Source organism: Nocardia sp. PLKS1-43 (genome assembly GCF_059510335.1).
The window spans coordinates 1-20,308 of record NZ_JCAJZQ010000009.1 but is presented as its reverse complement, the minus strand read 5'-3'; the positions used below and the strand labels follow the sequence as shown (position 1 = coordinate 20,308).

The following is a 20,308-nucleotide window of genomic DNA, read 5'->3' as shown; positions in this document are numbered from 1 at the left end:
TTTCGATGACGGAAACACAGGTTCGAGAGCCCGAGGGCACACCGGAACGCTCGGCGCTGGTCAATCCGGATCTGACGCCCACCACCAGCGAGAATGCAGTCTGGCGCACCTGGGACCTGTTCTGTCTCTGGATGACCTCGGCGCACAGCATCGGCAGTTATGGTTTCGCGGTCGGCATGCTGGCGCTCGGATTGACCGGTTGGCAGACCATGCTGGCACTGTTCGTGGGCGTGCTGCTGCTGTGGGGCGGTAGCAATTTGATCGGCATCGCCGGGCAGAAGGTCGGCGTGCCGTTCCCGGTGTTCGCGCGCGGCGCGTTCGGAGTATTCGGTGCGAACATCCCGGCACTGCTGCGGGCGCTGGTGGCGATCTTCTGGTATGGCATTCAGACATATCTGGCCTCCACCGCCCTGATCGTGCTGCTCCTGCGGGTCGCGCCCGGACTGCAATCGCTGACCGCGCACAAATTCCTGGGACTATCCACGCTGGGCTGGATTTCGTTCCTGGTGCTGTGGGCGGTACAACTGCTGGTCATCACCTACGGTATGGAAGTGGTGCGCCGGGTGTCGGATTTCGCGGGGCCGGTGGTGTGGATCGGGATGCTCGCGCTGGCGATCTGGATTCTCGGAAAGGCCGGTTGGAGTATCGATTTCGGCTCGCGCGCGGGTGCGGCGCTGTCGGGCGGCAAGACCGTTGCCGCGTTCGTGGGAGTGGCCTTCCTGATGGTGGCGTTCATGGCGGGGCCGCTGGTGAACTACGCTGATTTCGCGCGCTTCTCGCCGAGCAGGAAGGCCATCGTGCGCGGCAACGCGTGGGGTATTCCGTTCAACGAGACCGCTTTCGTGGTGATATCGATCGTCATCTCACTGGCCACGCTGAAGGTGTACGGCAAGGTGCTGTCCGATCCGGTGGAGCTGGTCGCGCACATCCACAGCGATACGATCGTCATCATCGCCGCGGCGGTGTTCGCGATCGCCACGGTCGGCATCAACGTGGTGCTGAACTTCGTCTCCCCGTCCTACGACATCTCCAACACCGCACCGAAATACATCTCGTTCCGCACCGGCGGCATCATCACCGCCGTGCTGTCGATCCTGGTGCTGCCCTGGAAGCTGTGGGAGAACCAGAATTTCATCGTCTACTTCCTCGGCGGCGTCGGCGCCCTGATGGGACCGGTGTTCGGCATCCTGATCGTCGACTACTACCTCATCCGCCGCCAGCGCACAGTAGTGGCCGACCTGTATTCCGAAGCGCCCCAAGGAATTTACCACTACACCCGAGGCTTCAACCCGCGCGCGCTGAGCGCCCCTGGTGATCTCGGGTGTGGTGGGCGTGCCGGTGGCCCTGGTCCCGCACTCGCAGTACGTGACCGCGTTGTCCTGGCCGATCGGCGCGGCGCTCGGCGCGGGCATCATGTACGCGCTCAGCACCGGGAGGCGCACCGCGGCAGCGTAATCCGGGCATTGATTGATCGTGACGCTGCGCCCCTCGGGCGGTGTCGTTTCCCCGGCGGTCCGATGAACCACCCACACCGGAAGATCCAACTCGGCACCGGTCCGCGCTGAATTCGCGCTGAACCAAGGCGTGTCTCCAGGGATTTCCGAGGTCGGAAAACCTCACTTCTCCTTGCGAATCCGGGTGAGTACGGGGACGCTCGCGTAACGCTCCTTGACCGTCACCAGGTGGACCCAGCTGTCGACCTCGAGCACCGGCCGGAGCGCGCGCACGGTATCGAGGGCGACGACGATCTCGTCGGGAGCCGCCGCGTGCACGGTCCCGACCAGATCGAAGCGCCCGATCGTCGCGGCAAGGAAATGCAGGCCGGGAATCTCCGCGAGCAGCGGCGCCAGGCTCGCGGTGTGCCCACGCGCGCGCACTCCGAACCCCACCGCGAACTCCGAATCACCTTGGGCCACACCGGACAACATCCCGATGTGCACCACCCCCTCCTCGATCAGGCGCTTGACCCGGAGCCGCGCCGTGCCGGGTGAGGTCTCGGCGGCCGCGGCGAGGGTGGCGTAGGAGGCGCGGCCGTCGGCCTGCAGCACCTCGAGCAGCCGCATATCGAGCCCGTCGATCGGCGCCTCCGAGGCTCTCTCCGGCCGGCCCACATCGATGAGCAGATCGGAGTAGGTCAGCGTATTCGTCTCGCGCACACCGTCGATGCCGCGGATCCGGTCGAGCGCGGCAGCGAGCTGGACCGGACCCAGGGTGCGGATCTCGGCGAGCAGGGGATAGCGGCCGCTGGTGAGCGAGACATACGGCACCTCGGCGAGCGCGGCCAGCCGCGCGGCCACCTGCCGCACCGGTTGATCGACGTTGATCGATACGTGCGCAAGGGCTTCCAGGCCGATGGTGGCCGGATGCACAACGCCGACCACCCGGGCCCGGCCGCTCGTCAGCAGCGCGTTGAGCCGCTTGGAGACGGTCGGCCTGGAGGCGCCCAGTTTGGCGGCGAGCTCATTGCGGCCGATGCGCCCATCGAGGCGGAGCTCGTCGAGGATGCGGGCATCCAGATCCTGCCCCGCCGAGGTCGCGGGCCCGGTCACCGGAACTTAACAATCAACGACCGGACCACTGCTGATTCTCCTATCATCAAGATCTTCCTCCTGTCGATGCTGATATTTCCGTTGGCATACCGATCATCTTTTCCAAATATCAATCAGTGATGTATTCAGTCCAGTTTCCCCTCTGGACTGAACCTATCGCAGTTTCTATGGTGCTACTCAATCGAGATGAGCATGATCGGCGCGGGAACGTTGCCCATAACGCCGCAGCACTGGCAGGAGATTGAGCAGATGAAAAAGCTGGTTCTGGTGGCGATGGGATCGGGTATGGCATTGCTCATCGCCGGTTGCGGTGGCGGATCCGCCGGAAGTGCGGCCAGCGGCGCGGCGCCCGCCGGGCTGATCCGTGGCGGCGAGGTCAGGTTCTGTACCGATCCGGAATATCCGCCGATGGAGTACTTCAAGGGCGCAGACACCACCGATCCGACCGGTTTCGACTCCGACGGCGCCCGGGCCCTGGCGGATCTGTGGAAGGTGAAGGTGAGCTGGCAGGTCACCTCGTTCGACGGGCTCATGCCCGCGCTGCAGGCCCAGCGGTGCGATGTGCTGTGGTCGGCGCTGTACGTCAGCCCCGAACGCACCGCGGTGGCCGATGCGGCGCCCTTCCTGCAGACCGGCCCCGGCCTGATCGTGCGGACCGGGGATTCCCGGATCAAGTCCGCCGACGACCTGTCCGGTAAGACCGTTGCCGTGCAGGGCGGTGGCGCCAACGAGAAGACCCTGAACCAGCTCTCGGTCAAGTTCACCGCGGCGGGCAAGGCGCCGATCACCGTACAGGCGTATCCGAAGACAGCGGAAACCGTTGCGGCTGTGACCAACGGCAAGGCCGATGCGCTGATAGAGACCGATGTCGCGACCGTCGACATGGTCGCGAAGTCCGGTGGCGCACTGGTGTCCGCACCCGGAATCTTCTCCACGGAAACGACATTCGGTGTTTTCACCCGCAAGGGCTCGCCGCTGAGCAAGCCGGTGGCCGCGGCCGTCGCGACCTTGGCCGGCAACGGCACGCTGGGCGCACTGGCCACCAAGTACGGGCTCGACCCGGCGCGGATCCAGCGCGGTGGCGCGTGATGACGTTCGACACCCACATCTTCTGGACAGCGCTGACCTCGGCGCAATTCCTGCACGGCGCGTGGCTGTCGCTGGCGCTGGCCGCCGTCTCGATGGTGGTGGCGACCCTGCTCGGTTTCGGGGTGGCGCTGATGCGGATCGGGCGGAACCGGGTGCTGCGGGCGCTCGGCGGCGCCTATGTATGGTTCTTCCGGGCGATTCCGACGCTGCTGGTGTTGCTGATCATCTGGAACGCCGGGCCGCAACTGTTCCCGAGCCTCCGGGAGAGCTGGTTCACCCCGTTCATCGCCGGATTCCTCGGATTCGCCGTGGTCGAGGCCGCGTATATGGCCGAGATTCTGCGCTCGGCGCTGTCGAGCGTGGACGAGGGGCAGCATCTGGCGGCGCGTGCGATCGGCCTGCCGCCGCATCGGGTGCTGCTGAAGGTCGTTCTGCCGCAAGCGGTCAAGGTGGCGCTGCCGCCGACCGGCAACGAGTTCATCGCGATGCTCAAGTACACCTCCCTCGCCTCGGTGATCTCGCTGCGCGAACTACTGACCAGCGCTCAGAACCAGGTCTCGGTGACCTTCCGCTACGCCGAGTACTACAGCGCCGCACTCGTCTACTACCTGGTGATCGTCAGTGCCCTGATGGCCCTTCAAACCCTCATCGAGCGCCGGTATCGATGGGTGTCCACGGGGGCCGCCGCGCCCGGGGCCGACCTACGGAAGGTTGCTACACAGAAAGACGCGGTGACGGTGTGAACGCCACCCCATTGCTGCAGACCGTGGGTCTGCGCAAGAGCTACGGCCACAACCTGATTCTGGACGGTGTCGACTTCGCCATCGCGCCCGGGCAGGTGAAGGCCGTGCTGGGCCCCTCGGGATCCGGCAAATCCACGATGCTGCGGCTGATGTCGCTGCTCGAACACGCCGATGAAGGTTCGATCCTGTTGCACGGCAGAGAGATCGGCGTAGAGACGGGTCGCGGCGGGAACCGGGCGCCGATGCCCGAGCGGCGACTGGCTCGCCAGCGCGCCGATATCGGAATGGTGTTCCAGCGATTCAACCTGTTCGCGCATCTGGACGTGCTGCACAACGTCATGCTCGGGCTGACCGCGGTGCGGGGGCTCAGCAGGTCCGAGGCCGCCGAGCGGGCCCGTGCGATGCTCGAGCGAGTCGGCATGGCCGGGCATGCGCGCCACTATCCCTCCGAGCTGTCCGGCGGGCAGCAGCAGCGGGTCGCCATCGCCCGGGCGCTCGTGCTCGAGCCGTCGGTGATGCTGTTCGACGAGCCGACCTCCGCGCTGGATCCGGAACTGGTCAACGAGGTGCTCTCCGTAATGGAAGATCTCGCCGCACAAGGGATGACGATGGTAGTGGTCACGCACGAGACTCGTTTCGCGCGCCGGGTGGCGCACGAGGTGGCGCTGTTCGACTCGGGCGGCATCGTCGAGCAGGCCCCGCCGGAGCAGTTTTTCACCCAGCCCGCACACGAGCGCACCCGGGCATTCCTGTCCCACATCCATTGAGGCGCAGCGGCATTGCGTCACCTACAGCCCGAAACCGCCGACTCCCGCGAGGACCGATAACCATGTCCGACAGACCACTGGCGGTCTACACCGACGTCAGCGACCTCGATCCTGGCCCCGGGGTGGCGCTGCTGGAGTCCGCGGGATTCGAGGTCCGTGTGCTCGAAACTCACGATCCCGGCGAGATCGCCGCCGCCGCGGCGCGGGCCACCGCGTTGCTGGCGGGTTTCGCGCCGATCGATGCCGCCCTGCTCGCGCGCCTGCCGCGGCTGCGCATCATCTCGATGCTGTCCCGCGGCTATGACGGCATCGACGTGGATGCCGCTGCCGCACGAGGTATCCGGGTCGCGACCGTCGGGGATATCGCGACCGCGGAGGTGGCCACCCATACGTGGGCTCTGATCCTGGCCGCGGTGCGGCGGCTGGACTTCTTCGCGCTGCGCGGGCGCGGCTGGCTGGAACGTCCGGTTCACGGTCCCAGGCGCCTGTCCGAGCTGACGTTGGGGCTGGTCGGTCTCGGCCGAATCGGCGCCGCGGTCGCCGAATTCGCGGTTGGTTCGGTCGAGACCGTCCTGGGCTTCGACCGGCCGGGCCGGACCGTGCCCGGTGTCACCGGGACGTCGCTCGAGGATCTGGTCGCCCGCTCGGATGTGGTGTCCATCCATCTACCATTGACCGGATCCACTTCGGGGCTCTTCGACGCCGACCTGATCGGACGGATGCCCCGGGGTTCCTGGCTGATCAACGTCTCGCGCGGCGGCATCATCGACGCGCGGGCGCTGACCGATGCGCTCGACCTCGGCCACCTCGCCGGCGCGGCCCTCGATGTCCTGGACACCGAGCCGCCCCCCGCCGGTGACCGGCTCGCCGAACATCCGAATGTGCTGCTGACCCCGCACGTGGCATACCTGTCCGATGTCACGGCCCGCGATTACATCCTGACCCAGGCGCGCAACGTCGTGCATTGGCAGCGCACCGGATGTCCGCCCGAGCCGCCCTCGATCCGGGGCGGTGTGAGTCCGCGGGGGCCTCGATGACTGTCGCGCTGGAGATCTACAACTCGCTGTGGGCCATGGAGGACCTGCCGTACCGGGGTGAGCCGTGGACGCTCGGTGAGCAGTTGGACCGGCTGGCGGCGGCCGGATTCGATGGCGCGGCGGTGGATCTGGGTGCTCGCCGCCGGCCCGAGGCGGCCGTCCTGGCTCCGCTACTGCGTGAACGCGGGCTGGGTGCGCTGGTTTTCGCCTTCGTCTCCAGCGATGTCGATCTGGATGCCGCACTGCGGTACGCCGAACGCGTCGGCGCGTACCGGATGGTGGTGTGCGGCTGTATTTTCGGAGAGGATGCCGCCGTCGTCAGCGCTGTGCACCGCTGGTTCCGCCGATGTGCGGAGGCGGGCGTGGCGATGCAGCTCGAGACGCACCGCAACACACTCACCGACGACATGCGCCGCACCACACGGCTGCTGGGCGAGCTCGACGAGCAGGTGCGGCTCGCGATCGACCTGTCGCACTACGTCTGCGGTAGCGAATTCCCGGTGCCGCCCACCGCGGAGATCGAGGGCCACCTCGATCGGCTGTTCGCGCGCACGGAATCGGTGCAGGGCCGCATAGCCACCCGCTGCCAGGTGCAGATTCCGCTCGGCTTCCCGCAGCACCGCGAATGGGAAGCGTTGTTCGAGCAATGGTGGGTCCGGGCCTTCGACGCCATCCTGGAGCGGCGCGCGAGCACGGCCGACTCCGAACCGGTGCTGTTCTGCACCGAACTCGGCACCACCCCCTACGCCATCACCGACCGCGACGGCCGCGAACTGTCCGATCGGTGGGCCGACACCCTGACCCTGCGCGAGCGCGCGATGGCCGCATACGCCGCCGCCCACCGCGGGCGGATCTCGTCCTGAGGAGAAATATGTCGAGTCACACGAGCGAAACGGTATGTCCGCTGCCCGGACGGACCACTTCGCTGGGGAACGTCGTCGTCGACGGCCCGCTGCCGGATCCGCCCGACGGCCGTGCGCTGTTGCCGGCCCGCGCCTATACCGGAGCAGCGGAGTTCACGCTCGAGCAGGACCGCCTCTTCTCGGCCGGCTGGGTGTGGGCGGGCTACGCGCACTGGCTCACCGAACCCGGTGCGGTGCATCCGATCACGATCGGTGGCAAACCGCTGCTGATGATTCGCGGTGACGACGACCGGATCCGGGTGTTCCACAACTCCTGCCGTCATCGCGGGATGGCCCTGACCGAGGAACCGCTGGTCGTGCACCGGCGCCTGCAGTGCGCCTATCACTGCTGGGCCTATCGGCTGGACGGATCACTGTCCACCGCACCGTATTACGGGCGCGAGCGCGGGGCGAAGGTGGAGCCGGAAGTAGCCGCGACGCTCGGCCTGCTGCCGGTGGCCTGCCACGTCTGGGCGGGCATGGTCTTCGTCGATCTGTCAGCGGCCGATACCGATCCGCAAGTCTGTGCGCGGGATTTCGGAGAGCGGCTCGCGCCGCTGCTGGCCCGCTGGGACCATATCGATTTCGGCCGCCTGCACCTGGCCGGGGAGCGTGGCTACGACGTAGCGGCGAACTGGAAGCTGGTGGTGGAGAACTTCCTCGACTTCTACCACCTTCCGTTCGTGCACCCGCAGGTCGGCGCCGTGACCGCCGCGCTGGACGTGGACGATGTGGCACTGCATCCGGACATCATGGGCGGCAGCTACCCGCGCGGGGCGGTGGGCAAGGCGGACAAGACCGATCGGGTGCTGCCATGGCTGGGGGATGTGCCCACGGAACGGCTCGAGCGCCAGGACATCTTCTGCGTCTTTCCCAATGCGCTGCTGTTCCTCGAGGCCGACTGGTTCCAGGTGATCGGATATCACCCGCTCGCGCCGGATCGCACCGTGGAACATATGGCGGTCTTCGTCGACTCCGCCGCCGCCGGTGCGGAATTCGCGCCCGCGCGCGAGCAACTGACCGAGGTGCTGTGGCGGGTCAACGAGCAGGATCTGCCGATCCTGCAACGCCTGCAGGCCGGCCGGCACTCACCGGCCGCCGACGCGACCAACCTCGTCTCGCACTGGGATCAGGTCACCGCGCTGTTTCAGCAGCGCGTGGCGAAGCGGATGGGAGGGTACTGATGCACCTGATGGACCCGGAGTCCCTGTCCGGCGCCACAACCGAACTGCGGTTGCGGCGCGAGCTGGCGGCGGTGTATCGCCTGGTTGCGCACTTCGGGATGACCGACTTGATATTCACCCACATCTCGCTGCGCCTGCCCGGACCCGAACCGCGGTTCCTGATCAACCCGTACGGCCTGCTGTTCGAGGAGATCACCGCCTCGAACCTGGTGGTTGTCGGCCCGGACGGGATTGCGCTGCGGCAGACCGGACATCCGGTGAATCCAGCCGGGTTCGTCATTCACGCCGCGGTGCACGCCGCCCGGCCCGACGCGCATTGCGTGCTGCACACCCATACTCGGGCGGGGTGTGCGGTCGCGGCGACCGCCGAGGGGCTGCTGCCGGTGAACCAGATGTCGATGGAGTTCTACGACCGGGTCGGTTACCACGACTACGAGGGCGTTGCACTGAGGCTGGACGAACAGGCTCGCCTGGTGGCCGATCTCGGTGTGCACCCCGCGCTGATCCTGCGTAACCACGGGTTGCTGACCGTGGGAACGACTGCGGCACAGGCTTTTCTGCGCATGTTCTATTTGAATCGGGCGTGCGAGATCCAGGTGAGCGCGGCGGCCACCGGGACGCTGAACCTGCCTGCTGCGGATGTCTGCGAGCGCAGTGCCCGGCAACTGGCCGGTGCGGACATCGGTGACGACTTCACCGACCCCGAGGCCTACGACATGGCCTGGGCGGCGCTGCTGCGGCTGCTCGACCGGATCGACCCTGGCTACGCGGACTGAATTCGCCTGCGCCCGTACCCAACCTGCTACCGCTGAGGAGATCCCGACCATGACGATCGGACCGGTCGATGCCACTACCGTGCCGCGCTTCGGCGGGCCTGCGACCTTCGCGCGGCTACCGCGCATCGACGAGGTGGGCGCCGCGGACATAGCGATCATCGGTGTCCCGTTCGACAGCGGGGTGAGTTACCGTCCGGGCGCCCGGTTCGGGCCGGGACATGTGCGCGCCTCATCGAAGTTGCTGCGCCCCTATAACCCCGCGGTCGGCGTCGCACCGTTCGACTCGCTGCAGGTATGCGACGCGGGCGATCTGGCCTGCAATCCGTTCGATATCGCCGCGGCCATCGCCGAGATCGAAAGCGGCGCCGATGCTCTCACCGGATCCGGAGCCCGGCTGCTGACCATCGGCGGCGACCACACCATCGCCCTGCCGCTGCTGCGCTCGGCCGCACGACGGCACGGCCCGGTCGCGGTCGTCCATTTCGACGCCCACCTGGACACCTGGGATACCTACTTCGGCGCGTCCCACACGCACGGCACCCCGTTCCGGCGTGCCTCGGAGGAGGGGCTGATCGACCGAGAGGCGAGTATGCACATCGGCATTCGCGGGCCGCTCTACGGCGAGGGGGATCTCGCCGCCGACAGCGGCCTCGGCTTCACCGCGGTCACCAGTCCGGAGATCGAGATCGACGGCATCGCGGCGGCCGTCGAGCGAATGCGCGCGCGGATCGGGGATCGGCCGGTGTACGTCTCGGTCGACATCGACGTGCTGGATCCGGCCCACGCCCCCGGTACCGGAACGCCCGAGGCGGGCGGGATGACCAGCCGCGAGCTGCTGCACATGCTCCGGGCTTTCGGCGAGGCGAACCTGGTCGGCGCGGATATCGTCGAGGTGGCCCCTGCCTACGACCACGCCGAGATCACCGGTATCGCCGCTGCCCATGTGGCATACGAACTGCTGTCCGCGATGGCTGTGCGGACCTTTCCGCGATGAACATTCGGTCCCCCGCTACCAGCAGGTGCAACCGGTACCGCGCCACGGTGCGGATGCTCGTTGCGAGGAGGACCGATGTGGCGAATGGACCTCGCGGGGGCGTTATCCGAGCGGGTATTGTCCCGGCGGGACGGCTCCACCGCCACCACCGTATCCGCCGCCATTCAGCAGGTCGGAGATGATCTGCACGACCGACTGCCTGAGGGACAGCACGTCGTTGCCGATCAGATCCACCGACAGTAGTGTGGCTGCCTCGCTCGTCATCGTGATGGAAGAAGATGGCCGATCCGAGTTGCGGCACGCTCGACAACCTTTCCCACGGCTATGAGTGATCGCACCTGGCTGCTATAGGTGTATCTCACCGGATTTCAGGGCGGCGTAAACAGTCGATCATTCAATACCCTCGAGAGCCGCGGCGCGTCATCAACTGAAACCGTCGGCTCGGCATCAGATGTCTCAAACAGACTCGGTCGCCCGTCATCATGGCTCAGATGCCGCGGCGTATCCACCAATTACTCCATCGTCGGGCACAACCAGACGTGCTCACCCACGCCACGACCGCTCTGGACAGTGTCCCGCGTTGGTTGTTTGCACACACTTAACGAGCTGTAACTCTCGCCCAGCCTACGAACCCGCGATCGAAACTAGACTCGCACCCACGGTCTCGGAAGTCGAGACAGTTCTTCGGTTCGAGCAACGATGCGCGAACGCTGTATCGGGCCCCGCTCCGCGATACGCGGTGTCACGCAAGATATCCGGGATCAATGCGGTGCGATTACCCCCGACCTCGGCGAATCCCTTCCCGGAACCGACACGATCGGGAGCAAACTCATGGGCAGCTCGGACAGCACAGTTCTCGACGGTCGTGGCACGACCGTGCGCATCGAGACGCCGGGTGAAGCACTGGGCACAGACCGAGCGGGCGCGATACGGCCCCCTTCGGCAACGACTATTCCGCACGCGGCGATCTTCGGAAAGCCACGGCAACTGAGTGCACTGGACCTGTACCTGCTGGACAGCGAATCGGTCTCGACGCCACTGCATGTCGGCGCGCTCATGCTCCTCGACTCCGCCGATGCACCGCGCGGCCCGCTCGATATCAAGTCACTGCGCCGATTGTTCGCCGCTCGGTTGCACCTGGTGGCACCGCTACGGTGCCGCGTGCGCACCGTCCCGCTCGGTCTCGACCAGCCGTACTGGGAAGACTGTGCGACCGTCGATCTGGGCTACCACGTCCGCGAGGTACTGCTGCACGACGGCGCGACCGATCGGGACCTTGCCGCGTATGTCGCGCGGCGCCACGCCCAACCACTCGAGCGATCTCGCCCACTGTGGGAATGCCACCTCATCTCAGGACTCACCGATGGACGCCAAGCCGTCTACACGAAGGTGCACCACGCCGTGATCGACGGCGTCTCGGCGGCAGAGATCATGGCAGCAGTCCTCGACATCTCCGAAACACCCACCGCCACACCACTACCCGCCGCCGGCATGCGCCGCGACCGGACCCCTTCCGCCATCGAAATGCTCGCCCGCAGCGTCCCGAACGCGGTCACCCGGCAATCGACGCGCGCACACGCCATGCTCGAGGCGGGGCCGGCGCTCCTGCGTGCCCGCGACGATCTGCACCACAAGCATCCCGATGTGCCGTTCAACGGCCCGACCACCGCCGCTCGCAGTCTCGCGTACACCTCGCTGCCGCTGGACAAGATCAAGTCCATCAAGAAATCGGTCAACGGCACCGTCAACGACGTGGTGATGGCACTGTGCACCTCGGCCCTGCGCAGCTGGATGCACGACCACGCCATCCCCACCGACCGGCCGCTACTGGCCGCGGTGCCGGTATCGGTGCGAACTCCAGAACAGTTCGGCTGCGCGGGAAACCAGTTCTCCATCATGCTCTCGCCGCTACCGATCACCGAACCCGACCCGCACCATCGACTCGAACTCCTGCACAGCGATCTACTCGCGGCAAAGGACCGGTTCGGTACGCAACCACCGACCCTGCTCCACCAGATCACCGCACTGCTGACACCGGTCGGACACGGCATGCCGACCCGAACCCTGCTCCGAGCCGCCGCAGCCGCCCTACCCCTGGCCAACCTGATCGTGTCGAACGTTCCGGGACCGCAGATACCCTTGTACCTCAACGGAATCCGCGTCCTGGCCAGCTACCCCGTCTCGGTCCTGACCGAGCTGTCGGGCAGCCTCAACATCACCGTCATGTCCTACGACGGACATCTCGATTTCGGCATCCTCGCCTGCCCCGACGCCGTTCCCGACGTCGGGGACATCGCCCGGCACCTCGAACATGCGCTGACCGAGCTGCATCCCTGGCTCGGCCCCTGGCGACCCCTACCGACTGCTCGTGACTGCCGACCATAACCGACCTGAGGAGGTCATCCACGTGCCCGTGTTCACAGTGCCCCGCTGGGGGCACGAACCTGCGACAGTCGACTACGCCCGGGGTCGGCCCTGGGAATCCCTCGTAGGAACCCCTCGTTCGCGGAGCCTGTTCAGAACGGTCATACCGTCAACACCCAGATACCGACCGACCCTGACAAGCGACCAACCCAACCCGTAAAGATGCACGGCCTCATCAACCCGCTCGGACGTCAGACCACGGCGACGCATCGGCACCCGATGCCGGTGCAGGATCTCGCTGACCGTCCGCCGCTCGATACCGAACCGAGCACCCAACTGGTACACCGTCTCCCCACCCTTGTATCCGTCGATCAGTTCCTGAACCTGATCGGTACCAAGCTGACGAGCCCGGCCGGATTTGGGTCGATCAGCGGGCGACGGGGCGGGTGCGGTGGGGTCGGGAAGTTTCCGGCGCAGCGCTTCCAGGGCTTCTACCTGCGCTTTCAGGTTATAGTAAGCTCCCCCAAGGTCCACAGAGTAACAAAGCCGCAGGTCAACGACCTGCGGCTTTATTACTCTGTGTGTAGTTATACGAACCGTTTCCGCGCTTCAGCGTCCACAGCCGAGGCATGTCGTACACAAGTTTCTGGGCTCTGGTGCACATTCGGTGGTCGCGCCCTATCCGGCGGTCCGGTGGGCGGCACATCACGACGGCCGCTTGAAACGCCCACTACGGCAAAGTCATTCATGCCTCATTCAAGACTGCGGAATGGCGGCAGTGCCGTGACCACCGAATGTGCACCAGAGCCGGATCTCAGACAGTCCCAGGCGAACTGGGTCGCTGTCCATGTTCGGAACGATCTTCGATGAAAGCTGCAAGTTCATGAGTTGAGCAAAGTTGAAGATGCCGGTAGCCTCGATTTTATCTTAGTTCAAACAGTCGGGAGGTGTCGTGTCCGTTGCCGTGGCGATGGCGTGTCTGTTGCAGCTGGGGTTGGCGGGGTCGTTCGTGGTGATGCTGGGTTCGTACCGATCCGCCGGGCCACGGGCTCAGCGCGCGATGGACGCGGAAGTGGTGAGGCGTGGGGTAGCGCCGGAGGTGCTTGCCGAGCACGGGGTTCGGTTAGAGGAGGGGCGCGGGGCGTTCATCGCGGGGTATGCGATCGCAGCTGTGCTGATCGTGCTGTCGGTACTCAATCTGTCCGGGTTCGGGATCGGGCGGGTGCTGTCGTGGGTGGCGGAGCCGCTCGTGCTGCTCGGAGTCGGCTTCGTCACGACCATGCAGGTGTTCGCGATGCGAATGACGGTGTCCGCGTTCGCCAAACTCGACGATCCACGGGTGCGGGGACTCGACATCGGCGCGGTGCTGCAGGCGGGAGTCGACACCCTGCCATTGTGGTATCGACCGGCGATCGTGGCGCGGTGGCTGCTGGCCACCGCGGGCTCGCTCGCGGTGATCGTGCTGCTCGCGCTACCCTCGGCCGGCCGTTACTTCTCGTGATCCAGCCGGGCCTGCAGCCCGTCGAGCACGGTGCGTAACCCGAACTCGAATCCCGTGTCGCCGGGCAGGGTTTCGATGCTGTCCGGAGATGCCTTCAGCCGTGCGAGGAGCCGAGGGAACTGCTGCGCGGTCTCGATGATGGAGGCCCTGGTCTCGGCCTGTCGTGCGTCTTCGTCGACTCCGCTGCGGCGCATCCGGGCCTGCCAGGCGCGTTCGGCGGCCGATCCCTGTGCCGCGCCGATAACGAACATCAGCATGGTCGCGGCAGCATGGTCCGCGTCCGCCTCGGCGAACCCGGCGCCCTCGAACACCGCCAGGCAGCAGTCGTCGAACCGGGCCTTGCCCGGCCCATAGATCAGGTGCGTACTCATGGCAGGTAATAGCCAGAAATGCCTGGAGATCATCGACTGCAGCTCACGTGCCAGTAACGTGGCGGCACAACGCCACTCGGCCACTGCCGGATCGGGCAAAGTCAGTTCCTGCCAGACCGTATCCGCGGCGAGAGTGACCAACTCGTCCTTGTTCCTGACGTAGTAGTACATCGCCGTGGCAGCCACACCCAACTGCGCACCGAGCCGGCGCACATTCAACCCGGCCGCACCCTCGGCGTCCAGCACTGCCACCGCCGCCGTGACGATCTGGTCCCTGGTCAACGTCTCTCGGGGCACAACAGCCACCGTACCCAGCCGTGATTCCGACACCGCACACGCGATCCGAGCTGAACGCCCCTCTTCCCGCAACCCAGGACCGGCGTCCGGCTCCAAGGCGGCCGCCGGGCGTTCCGTCGTTGCGCTCGACGGCAACGTTCGCCGCTGCGAAGCCACCGACTTCTTACGAACGAAACCCACTCCTCCACCTGGGCGATGGGCCGAGCCGAACGACACCCGGCTGCAGATCCTGCAGGTGGACGTAGACGGAGCGCTCGACGCTGGCGATGCTCGATAATGCCGACGAGCGGGCGGGGCCCTACCCGTTGCGATGCATACTTCGGTCAGCGAGGCAATTAACAAGCCGCTACCGCGGATCAGCCGTAGCTTCCAGCCGGGGTTGTTGCAGCTTGTTCAGGGCGCGCTGCAATGTCAGCGTGTCCTCCAGGACGAGATCATCCACGAGCCGGCCCCAGCGCAGGGTGAGCCACTGCATTGCGGTGTTGTGGTATGCAGTGCCGTCGGAGAGGGTCCCGGTGACGCGTAACTGGGTCGCCACCTTGGTATTCCACGGCCAGCCGTTGGCTACCACGTCCACCAGTTCCAGGTGAACGCCGGGCAGAAGCCGGCCGAATCGGGTGAACCAGTCCCGGAACGCTTCCGGGCCGTGTAGATCCGCACCCAGTGCTGTATCGCCGAGGAATCGGAACCGAAGATCGGGTGCGGCCATCGACACCGCGGCGTCGTAATCGCCGGAGCCGGTGCGGCGCCAGGTTCTCCGGACCAGGAATCGTACGATGACATGGTACATAAACGCACTCTAAGCAGCTAGGTTGCTAAAAGCAAGGGACTGGTGATGGCGAGAACAGACTTCCATGAGATCGCCTGCTCGATCGCGCGATCGGCATCGATCGTCGGCGATCCGTGGGCGCTGCTGGTGCTTCGCGATGCCGCACTGGGCCTGCGCCGGTTCGAGGAACTGCAGCGCGACCTCGGTGTGGCCACCAACGTGTTGAGTCAGCGGTTGCAGCGGCTGGTGGATGGAGGTGTGCTGCAGCGTCGTTTGTACGACCAGCGGCCCGACCGCTACGAGTATCACCTGACCGACAAAGGACAGGACCTCATCCCGGCGCTGCTCGCGCTGATGGCGTGGGGTGATCGATGGGAATCCGGAGAACAGGGGCCACCACTGACCCTGCGGCACCATGCGTGCGACCAGCAAACCAATGCTGCGGTGACATGTGACCGCTGCGGCGGTGCGCTGACCGCCGAATCCGTTGCGTATCAACCGGGCCCGGGTGGTCGGACTGCCGATGGCACCGCGCTCGTCGCTACCGTGCTGAGCACCTCGGACGAGTGAATACTCCGCACTCACGGGCTTAGCGATATCTGGCACAACTGAGCGCATGCCACGCTTATCGAGCGGTTTTCGGCCATTCACAGCTTCCGCAGCAGTTCCGGCCAGAGCTTCCCAGACAACGGCTGCCCGTCGAACGACGGGCAGCCACCGACGGAGGCGACGGATGCAGGCAACAGTCATCAATCCGGATTCCGATAGTCGAATCCCGCATCAACCGTCAGCGCCCCCAGCAAAATCACTGGCCAGTACCGATACCATCCGCATGGCGCCCCGCCGGGAACACCCGTGAACATGGGGAACGGATTCCCAGGGTGCGGGGCGACTATGCCCCAGGCCACAGGTCACTGGGCAACTATCGGCTTCCTGATCCGGACAAACGAAACCCACTCTTTCGACAGGCCGACGAGCAGAGCCAGGCCAGCATGCCAGCTGCGGGTCCTGTGGGTGGACGTAGACGAAGTGCTCGACGCTGGCGGTGCGCGGTATTACCGAATACAGGACGTTTCGGCCGAACTGTCGAACGGAGTTTTGCTGTTGTCGCGGACATGCCCGCAGCGATTCGGCGTGTCCGGTTGTCGCTCGACGTGCAGGCTGCCAGTCCGTCCAGTCGGAATCCAACTTGCCTTCGCTCGTTTCGCCGATGGCGAAAGTGCGTCCGTGGCAAATTCCGGCCACGAAAGCGGTCCACTCGTCACCGAACCAGCTATTTCAGCTCGGTTGCGGCGCTTGTTTCAGACCGGAGAAAACGACGGAGATCAGCCGTCGCCCCTGCGCGGCACCCTCGTCGTCGTTCAGGACCCGCCACAGAAAGCTCATCAACATGATGATGTCGGCAGGGTCATGCCCGGAAGCGATGGTTCCATCGGCCACGCACGCGTCGACGAGCTTCGTCACGGCCGCAGTCGCCTGTGTGAGGGTTGGGTGGCGTTGGTTCGCGTCACAGCGCTAGCGACTGGGTGCCCAGGACGATGGCGAGGGCCAGGCGGTCTGCGTCGTCGGTGCCGGGCTCGGCGGTGTAGACGCTGATGCGCAGGTCGTCCAGGGCGACCAACAACGTGTCGCAGTCGAGGGTGATCGGGCCGACCGCCGGATGGTTGATGGTCTTGTGCCTGGACGGTTCGGTCGAGGGCGGTGGGGTCTCTGCGTCCCAGAGTTCGGCGAAACGCGGGCTGCCGGAGGCCAGGTCGGTGATCAAGCGTCGTAGGGCGCGGTCGGCGGGGTAGCGCGAGGCCGTCAGGCGCAGGTCGGCCACGAGCCGGGCCTCGTGCTCGGCCTGTTCTTGGGGGGTGTGCACGACCCGTGCGGGCAGGCGGGCGACGTTGCGCCAGACGGCGTTGCGTTCCAGGCCGTGCCAGGTGGTCGTGTCGCCCATGAGCGCGTCGTAGGGCGCGTTGGCGAGCACAAGCGTCCAGCCGGCGTCGTACACGACCACCGGGGTGTGCGAGAGTCGGTCGAGCAGCCGGTGCACGCTCGGGGGTATCCGTGATGGCACGACGTCCGGGCCGGGCGCGGCGTGCCCGGCAAGGCGGTAGAGCAGGTCGCGGTCGGTGCCGGACAGACGCAGCGCCTGGGCCAGCGCCCCCACCACCTGTGCCGACGGCGAGGTCGCGCGCCCCTGCTCGAGGCGGGTCAGGTAGTCGGCCGAGATACCGGCGAGCGCGGCAAGTTCCTCGCGGCGCAACCCGCTGGCCCGGCGTCGGCGCCCCACCGGCACGCCGACCGCCTCCGGTGCCACCCGGTCGCGCCAGCGGCGCACCGTCGGACCGAATTCCCACGCTTGCACGCACTCCAGTCTGCGCGAGCGCGCGTCCGGTTGTCCTGGCCCTGGCAGTCCTACGAAAACCGGACGACTGCCTGCGCCCGGCCGTCGCGGCAGGCTGGGGCTATGACCGAACCCGGAACTGTTCTGATCACCGGCCCGACTCGCAACCTGGGACGCCACGCCGTGCTGGCCATGGCCGAGCGCGCGCACGGGCAGCGACCCGATCTGCTGCTGGTCGGCCGTCCTGGGCCGGACCTGACCGCGGTCGCCGGCGAAGCCCGCGCGTGTGGCGCCCACGTCCACGAGATCGGCTGTGACCTGTCGCGCCTGGCCGACGTGCGTGCGGCCGCGGCTACCGTGCGCGAGTTGCTCGCCGCCGGCGCCGTACGACCGCTGCGCGCGCTGGTCGCCAACGCCGGCGCTGTCTCGGCCGACACCAGGCGGGCCTCACCCGACGGCTACGAGCTGACTTTCGCCGTCAACTACCTCGCCCACGCCCAGCTCATCGGCGATCTGCTCGGCTCGTTCACCGCCCCGGCGCGAGTCGTGCTGCTCGGCTCGAACACCTATCACGCGAACTTCTGGCGCAAGCTGCTGCGTGTCGCTGAAGCCGAGTGGGCCGACCCTGTCGAGCTCGCCCGCCCGGCTGTTGGTGAGCAGGCCCCGAGTATGGCAGCGTCCGGTGTCGCCTATTCGAACGCCAAACTGGCGATCCTGTACTACGCCCATGAGCTGCAGCGCCACGTCGGCGCCGGGATCAACGTGTCGGTGTTCGAGCCGGGCTGGATGCCCGGCACGGCGCTGGGCCGCGGCGCCCCCGAGGCGGCCCAGGCGTTGGGCCGCGCCTTGGGCCGTGTACCCGGCGTGTCGACGCCGCAACGCTCGGGACCGCTGCTGGCCGCCATCGCTCTCGATGACAAGTGGGCACACCTGCGCGACGGCGCGTTCGTGGTGAAGACCAAGCCCACCGAGGTGCAGCCGGTCGCCCGCGACCGCGAACGCGAGCGCCGTCTGTGGGAGGCCACCGCCGAGCTGCTGGAACGCGCCCGCGCCGCGCGTTAGTACCGACCGCCCGGATCGTGCCACAGCCGATCCGGGGGGTCGCCAGAGCCCAATTCGGGTTCGCGGCCCACGAAACCACTCGATGGCATCGCCTCGTCGAGGTGTGTTCGACAACGCTCCGGCATGGCTTGCCAGCGTGGCGTTCGGGGTTCGATCGGGCACAGGGGATTTGCTCGTCCCGACACGTGACCATGTGTCGATTGTGTAGGCGCGGCACCGACGCCCCGACTGAAGCCTATATAGGTAGATTACCGATCCGATACCTATGCAGAAACCGATGCGGGAGATGCAGCGGCATTGAATACTGCCATCGGCACCATCAGGACAACGCGCTGCCACGTGTTGCGTAGTAACAACTTCCGAAAGGTCAGCTTGTGAAACTGCACCGTATCCGCGTCGCGCCCACGGCCGGACTCGCCGCTGCGGCAGTACTTCTGGTCGGATCGCTGGTCGGCGGGTCTCCGTTCAGTTCGGCGGCTCCTGCCCGGCCCGTGGCGGACGATCTGGCTCAGCTTCAGGAATTCAAGACCCCGGGCGACAAGGGCTGGTTCTACACGCTCGATCGCAACGAGGCCGCGAGCGCGCAAAGCAAGTACCACTTCACCAAGTCCGCCGATATCGGCTTCCTGCACACCAAGGCCGCCCCGGGAACGACGGCGGTGCACCGGTTGCGGCACAAGGGTGACGCCGCGTCCTACATGCTCTCGGTGTCACCCAACGAGAGCAAAGATTCCCGCTTCACCGACGAGGGCGTTCTCGGCTACATCGACAGCGCTCAGCACCCCGGCCAGACCCGCCTGCTGCGTTTCAGCAACAACGGGAAGTGGCGGGTCTTCCGTGACAACGCCACGGACATCGCCAACATGAAAGCAGCGGGTTACGCGGTGGACGGGCCGATGGGCTGGTACTCCTGAACCACTTTCCGCGGCGACCGCGATCGTGTGAATGTTCGAGTCATCTTCAGCGCTGATGTGCCTGTTCGGTTCTGATTGAAGAGGTTCTCGATCATCGGCGTGTCTCGAACTCGGGTTCAGTATCGCGCTTTTCGCTCGTACTCGGATTCAGTAGGGGTCACGGGACTTCTGCCACGGAGGTCCAACCGGTTCGGGTCAAGCGCGGTGGTTGGAAGGGCGGCGCGGGCAGCGGACCAATGGGCCGGAATGATACGACAGTGAATCGTTATGCGATGGCGTGAGTAGTCGGCCTACCCATCACCGTTGCCGATATTGGGATGCCTTCACAACGTCCTCGGCAACACACGTCGCCGGTTCTTCGTCGGTGGCGTCCGTCGAGACGGTGACCCGCTTGGTTGGGCCAGGAAGGCTGTTCGCGCGAAATATCGGTTACGCCAAGGCCCGTGATCTCGGGCCACGCACGCAAAACTGATTGTGCACGGTCCCGGAGCCGAGGGTGAGAGCATCTGGCCCTGAACCGATCTCGATCCGTGACACGTTGGGCTCGACGTAGCGAAGCCAGCGAGTGGACGGATGGCGCTGCACCGCACCCGAACTCGGGGGAGAGCGCTCCGGTGCGGGGTCCGTTCGTTCTGCCCGGCATCGTCCCGACCTGCC

The 20,308-nt window shown here is 66.3% G+C and carries 19 protein-coding genes and 1 pseudogene; 14 read left to right on the top strand and 6 right to left on the bottom strand.

Annotated features, from left to right (window positions below):
- Window positions 1-5 precede the first annotated feature (5 nt).
- Window positions 6-1,455 (top strand): annotated as a pseudogene (locus AC5WS7_RS27510) (NCS1 family nucleobase:cation symporter-1).
- Between the two features lie 161 nt (window positions 1,456-1,616).
- On the opposite strand, the gene AC5WS7_RS27505 reads toward AC5WS7_RS27510, so the two are convergent.
- The gene (locus AC5WS7_RS27505; RefSeq protein WP_495957493.1) at window positions 1,617-2,549 is read right to left on the bottom strand and encodes a winged helix-turn-helix transcriptional regulator; all 933 of its coding nucleotides are present in this window, start codon (window positions 2,547-2,549) and stop codon (window positions 1,617-1,619) included.
- Window positions 2,550-2,735: 186 nt separating this feature from the next.
- Here AC5WS7_RS27505 and AC5WS7_RS27500 point away from each other — a divergent pair, with 186 nt between their 5' ends.
- The 8 genes from AC5WS7_RS27500 to speB all read left to right on the top strand — a co-directional run bounded on the left by AC5WS7_RS27500 (window position 2,736) and on the right by speB (window position 10,041).
- Window positions 2,736-3,638, top strand: a complete 903-nt coding sequence (locus tag AC5WS7_RS27500) for a transporter substrate-binding domain-containing protein (protein ID WP_495957492.1) — start codon at window positions 2,736-2,738, stop codon at window positions 3,636-3,638.
- The gene (locus tag AC5WS7_RS27495; RefSeq protein ID WP_495957491.1) at window positions 3,638-4,381 is read left to right on the top strand and encodes an amino acid ABC transporter permease; all 744 of its coding nucleotides are present in this window, start codon (window positions 3,638-3,640) and stop codon (window positions 4,379-4,381) included. The genes AC5WS7_RS27500 and AC5WS7_RS27495 overlap by 1 nt, the downstream gene beginning before the upstream one ends.
- Window positions 4,378-5,148: an amino acid ABC transporter ATP-binding protein gene (locus AC5WS7_RS27490; RefSeq protein WP_495957490.1), complete on the top strand. Its 771-nt coding sequence runs from the start codon at window positions 4,378-4,380 to the stop codon at window positions 5,146-5,148. Before AC5WS7_RS27495 ends, AC5WS7_RS27490 begins: the two co-directional genes overlap by 4 nt.
- Window positions 5,149-5,210: 62 nt before the next feature.
- Window positions 5,211-6,185, top strand: coding sequence for a C-terminal binding protein (locus tag AC5WS7_RS27485; RefSeq protein WP_495957489.1), 975 nt, complete (start codon window positions 5,211-5,213; stop codon window positions 6,183-6,185).
- A complete protein-coding gene (locus AC5WS7_RS27480) occupies window positions 6,182-7,048 on the top strand; it encodes a sugar phosphate isomerase/epimerase family protein (RefSeq protein WP_495957488.1) in 867 nt (288 codons plus the stop codon). Before AC5WS7_RS27485 ends, AC5WS7_RS27480 begins: the two co-directional genes overlap by 4 nt.
- A gap of 8 nt (window positions 7,049-7,056) precedes the next feature.
- The gene (locus AC5WS7_RS27475; protein ID WP_495957487.1) at window positions 7,057-8,271 is read left to right on the top strand and encodes an aromatic ring-hydroxylating oxygenase subunit alpha; all 1,215 of its coding nucleotides are present in this window, start codon (window positions 7,057-7,059) and stop codon (window positions 8,269-8,271) included.
- An 8-nt stretch (window positions 8,272-8,279) separates the two neighbouring features.
- Window positions 8,280-9,047 carry a class II aldolase/adducin family protein gene (locus AC5WS7_RS27470; RefSeq protein ID WP_495957756.1) on the top strand — a complete coding sequence of 256 codons (768 nt, stop codon included), beginning with the start codon at window positions 8,280-8,282 and terminating at the stop codon, window positions 9,045-9,047.
- 49 nt (window positions 9,048-9,096) lie between these two features.
- Complete coding sequence (gene speB, locus AC5WS7_RS27465; protein ID WP_495957486.1) at window positions 9,097-10,041, top strand: agmatinase; 945 nt, start codon at window positions 9,097-9,099, stop codon at window positions 10,039-10,041.
- A 102-nt stretch (window positions 10,042-10,143) separates the two neighbouring features.
- Here speB and AC5WS7_RS27460 read toward each other — a convergent pair whose 3' ends face one another.
- Window positions 10,144-10,275 (bottom strand): hypothetical protein, encoded by a 132-nt coding sequence (locus tag AC5WS7_RS27460; RefSeq protein ID WP_495957485.1) that lies wholly within the window; start codon window positions 10,273-10,275, stop codon window positions 10,144-10,146.
- A 597-nt stretch (window positions 10,276-10,872) separates the two neighbouring features.
- On the opposite strand from AC5WS7_RS27460, the gene AC5WS7_RS27455 reads away from it, so the two are divergent.
- A complete protein-coding gene (locus tag AC5WS7_RS27455; protein WP_495957484.1) occupies window positions 10,873-12,426 on the top strand; it encodes a wax ester/triacylglycerol synthase family O-acyltransferase in 1,554 nt (517 codons plus the stop codon).
- 931 nt (window positions 12,427-13,357) lie between these two features.
- The gene (locus tag AC5WS7_RS27450; protein WP_495957483.1) at window positions 13,358-13,906 is read left to right on the top strand and encodes a hypothetical protein; all 549 of its coding nucleotides are present in this window, start codon (window positions 13,358-13,360) and stop codon (window positions 13,904-13,906) included.
- On the opposite strand, the gene AC5WS7_RS27445 is transcribed toward AC5WS7_RS27450, so the two are convergent.
- Both AC5WS7_RS27445 and AC5WS7_RS27440 read right to left on the bottom strand, forming a co-directional pair.
- Window positions 13,894-14,574 (bottom strand): TetR/AcrR family transcriptional regulator, encoded by a 681-nt coding sequence (locus tag AC5WS7_RS27445; protein ID WP_495957482.1) that lies wholly within the window; start codon window positions 14,572-14,574, stop codon window positions 13,894-13,896. The two genes, AC5WS7_RS27450 and AC5WS7_RS27445, sit on opposite strands and share 13 nt — an antisense overlap.
- Before the next feature lie 346 nt (window positions 14,575-14,920).
- Complete coding sequence (locus AC5WS7_RS27440; RefSeq protein ID WP_495957481.1) at window positions 14,921-15,364, bottom strand: nuclear transport factor 2 family protein; 444 nt, start codon at window positions 15,362-15,364, stop codon at window positions 14,921-14,923.
- Between the two features lie 45 nt (window positions 15,365-15,409).
- On the opposite strand from AC5WS7_RS27440, the gene AC5WS7_RS27435 reads away from it, so the two are divergent.
- On the top strand, window positions 15,410-15,913 hold the full coding sequence (locus AC5WS7_RS27435; RefSeq protein ID WP_495957480.1) for a winged helix-turn-helix transcriptional regulator: 504 nt from the start codon (window positions 15,410-15,412) through the stop codon (window positions 15,911-15,913).
- Window positions 15,914-16,621: 708 nt separating this feature from the next.
- Here the strand turns inward: AC5WS7_RS27435 and AC5WS7_RS27430 are convergent.
- Complete coding sequence (locus AC5WS7_RS27430; RefSeq protein WP_495957479.1) at window positions 16,622-16,807, bottom strand: hypothetical protein; 186 nt, start codon at window positions 16,805-16,807, stop codon at window positions 16,622-16,624.
- 43 nt (window positions 16,808-16,850) lie between these two features.
- On the bottom strand, window positions 16,851-17,696 hold the full coding sequence (locus tag AC5WS7_RS27425; RefSeq protein WP_495957478.1) for a helix-turn-helix transcriptional regulator: 846 nt from the start codon (window positions 17,694-17,696) through the stop codon (window positions 16,851-16,853).
- Window positions 17,697-17,798: 102 nt separating this feature from the next.
- On the opposite strand from AC5WS7_RS27425, the gene AC5WS7_RS27420 reads away from it, so the two are divergent.
- On the top strand, window positions 17,799-18,737 hold the full coding sequence (locus AC5WS7_RS27420; RefSeq protein WP_495957477.1) for an SDR family NAD(P)-dependent oxidoreductase: 939 nt from the start codon (window positions 17,799-17,801) through the stop codon (window positions 18,735-18,737).
- A gap of 374 nt (window positions 18,738-19,111) precedes the next feature.
- Window positions 19,112-19,651, top strand: coding sequence for a hypothetical protein (locus tag AC5WS7_RS27415; RefSeq protein WP_495957476.1), 540 nt, complete (start codon window positions 19,112-19,114; stop codon window positions 19,649-19,651).
- Window positions 19,652-20,308 lie beyond the last annotated feature (657 nt).

Excerpts from the sequence above, each read along its gene's own strand:
- AC5WS7_RS27420 (WP_495957477.1), top strand. The coding sequence starts at position 17,799 with ATGACCGAACCCGGAACTGTTCTGATCACCGGCCCGACTCGCAACCTG.
- AC5WS7_RS27470 (WP_495957756.1), top strand. The coding sequence starts at position 8,280 with ATGGACCCGGAGTCCCTGTCCGGCGCCACAACCGAACTGCGGTTGCGG.
- AC5WS7_RS27435 (WP_495957480.1), top strand. The coding sequence starts at position 15,410 with ATGGCGAGAACAGACTTCCATGAGATCGCCTGCTCGATCGCGCGATCG.
- AC5WS7_RS27485 (WP_495957489.1), top strand. The coding sequence starts at position 5,211 with ATGTCCGACAGACCACTGGCGGTCTACACCGACGTCAGCGACCTCGAT.
- AC5WS7_RS27495 (WP_495957491.1), top strand. The coding sequence starts at position 3,638 with ATGACGTTCGACACCCACATCTTCTGGACAGCGCTGACCTCGGCGCAA.
- AC5WS7_RS27500 (WP_495957492.1), top strand. The coding sequence starts at position 2,736 with ATGAGCATGATCGGCGCGGGAACGTTGCCCATAACGCCGCAGCACTGG.
- AC5WS7_RS27480 (WP_495957488.1), top strand. The coding sequence starts at position 6,182 with ATGACTGTCGCGCTGGAGATCTACAACTCGCTGTGGGCCATGGAGGAC.
- speB (WP_495957486.1), top strand. The coding sequence starts at position 9,097 with ATGACGATCGGACCGGTCGATGCCACTACCGTGCCGCGCTTCGGCGGG.
- AC5WS7_RS27440 (WP_495957481.1), bottom strand. The coding sequence starts at position 15,364 with ATGTACCATGTCATCGTACGATTCCTGGTCCGGAGAACCTGGCGCCGC.
- AC5WS7_RS27475 (WP_495957487.1), top strand. The coding sequence starts at position 7,057 with ATGTCGAGTCACACGAGCGAAACGGTATGTCCGCTGCCCGGACGGACC.
- AC5WS7_RS27455 (WP_495957484.1), top strand. The coding sequence starts at position 10,873 with ATGGGCAGCTCGGACAGCACAGTTCTCGACGGTCGTGGCACGACCGTG.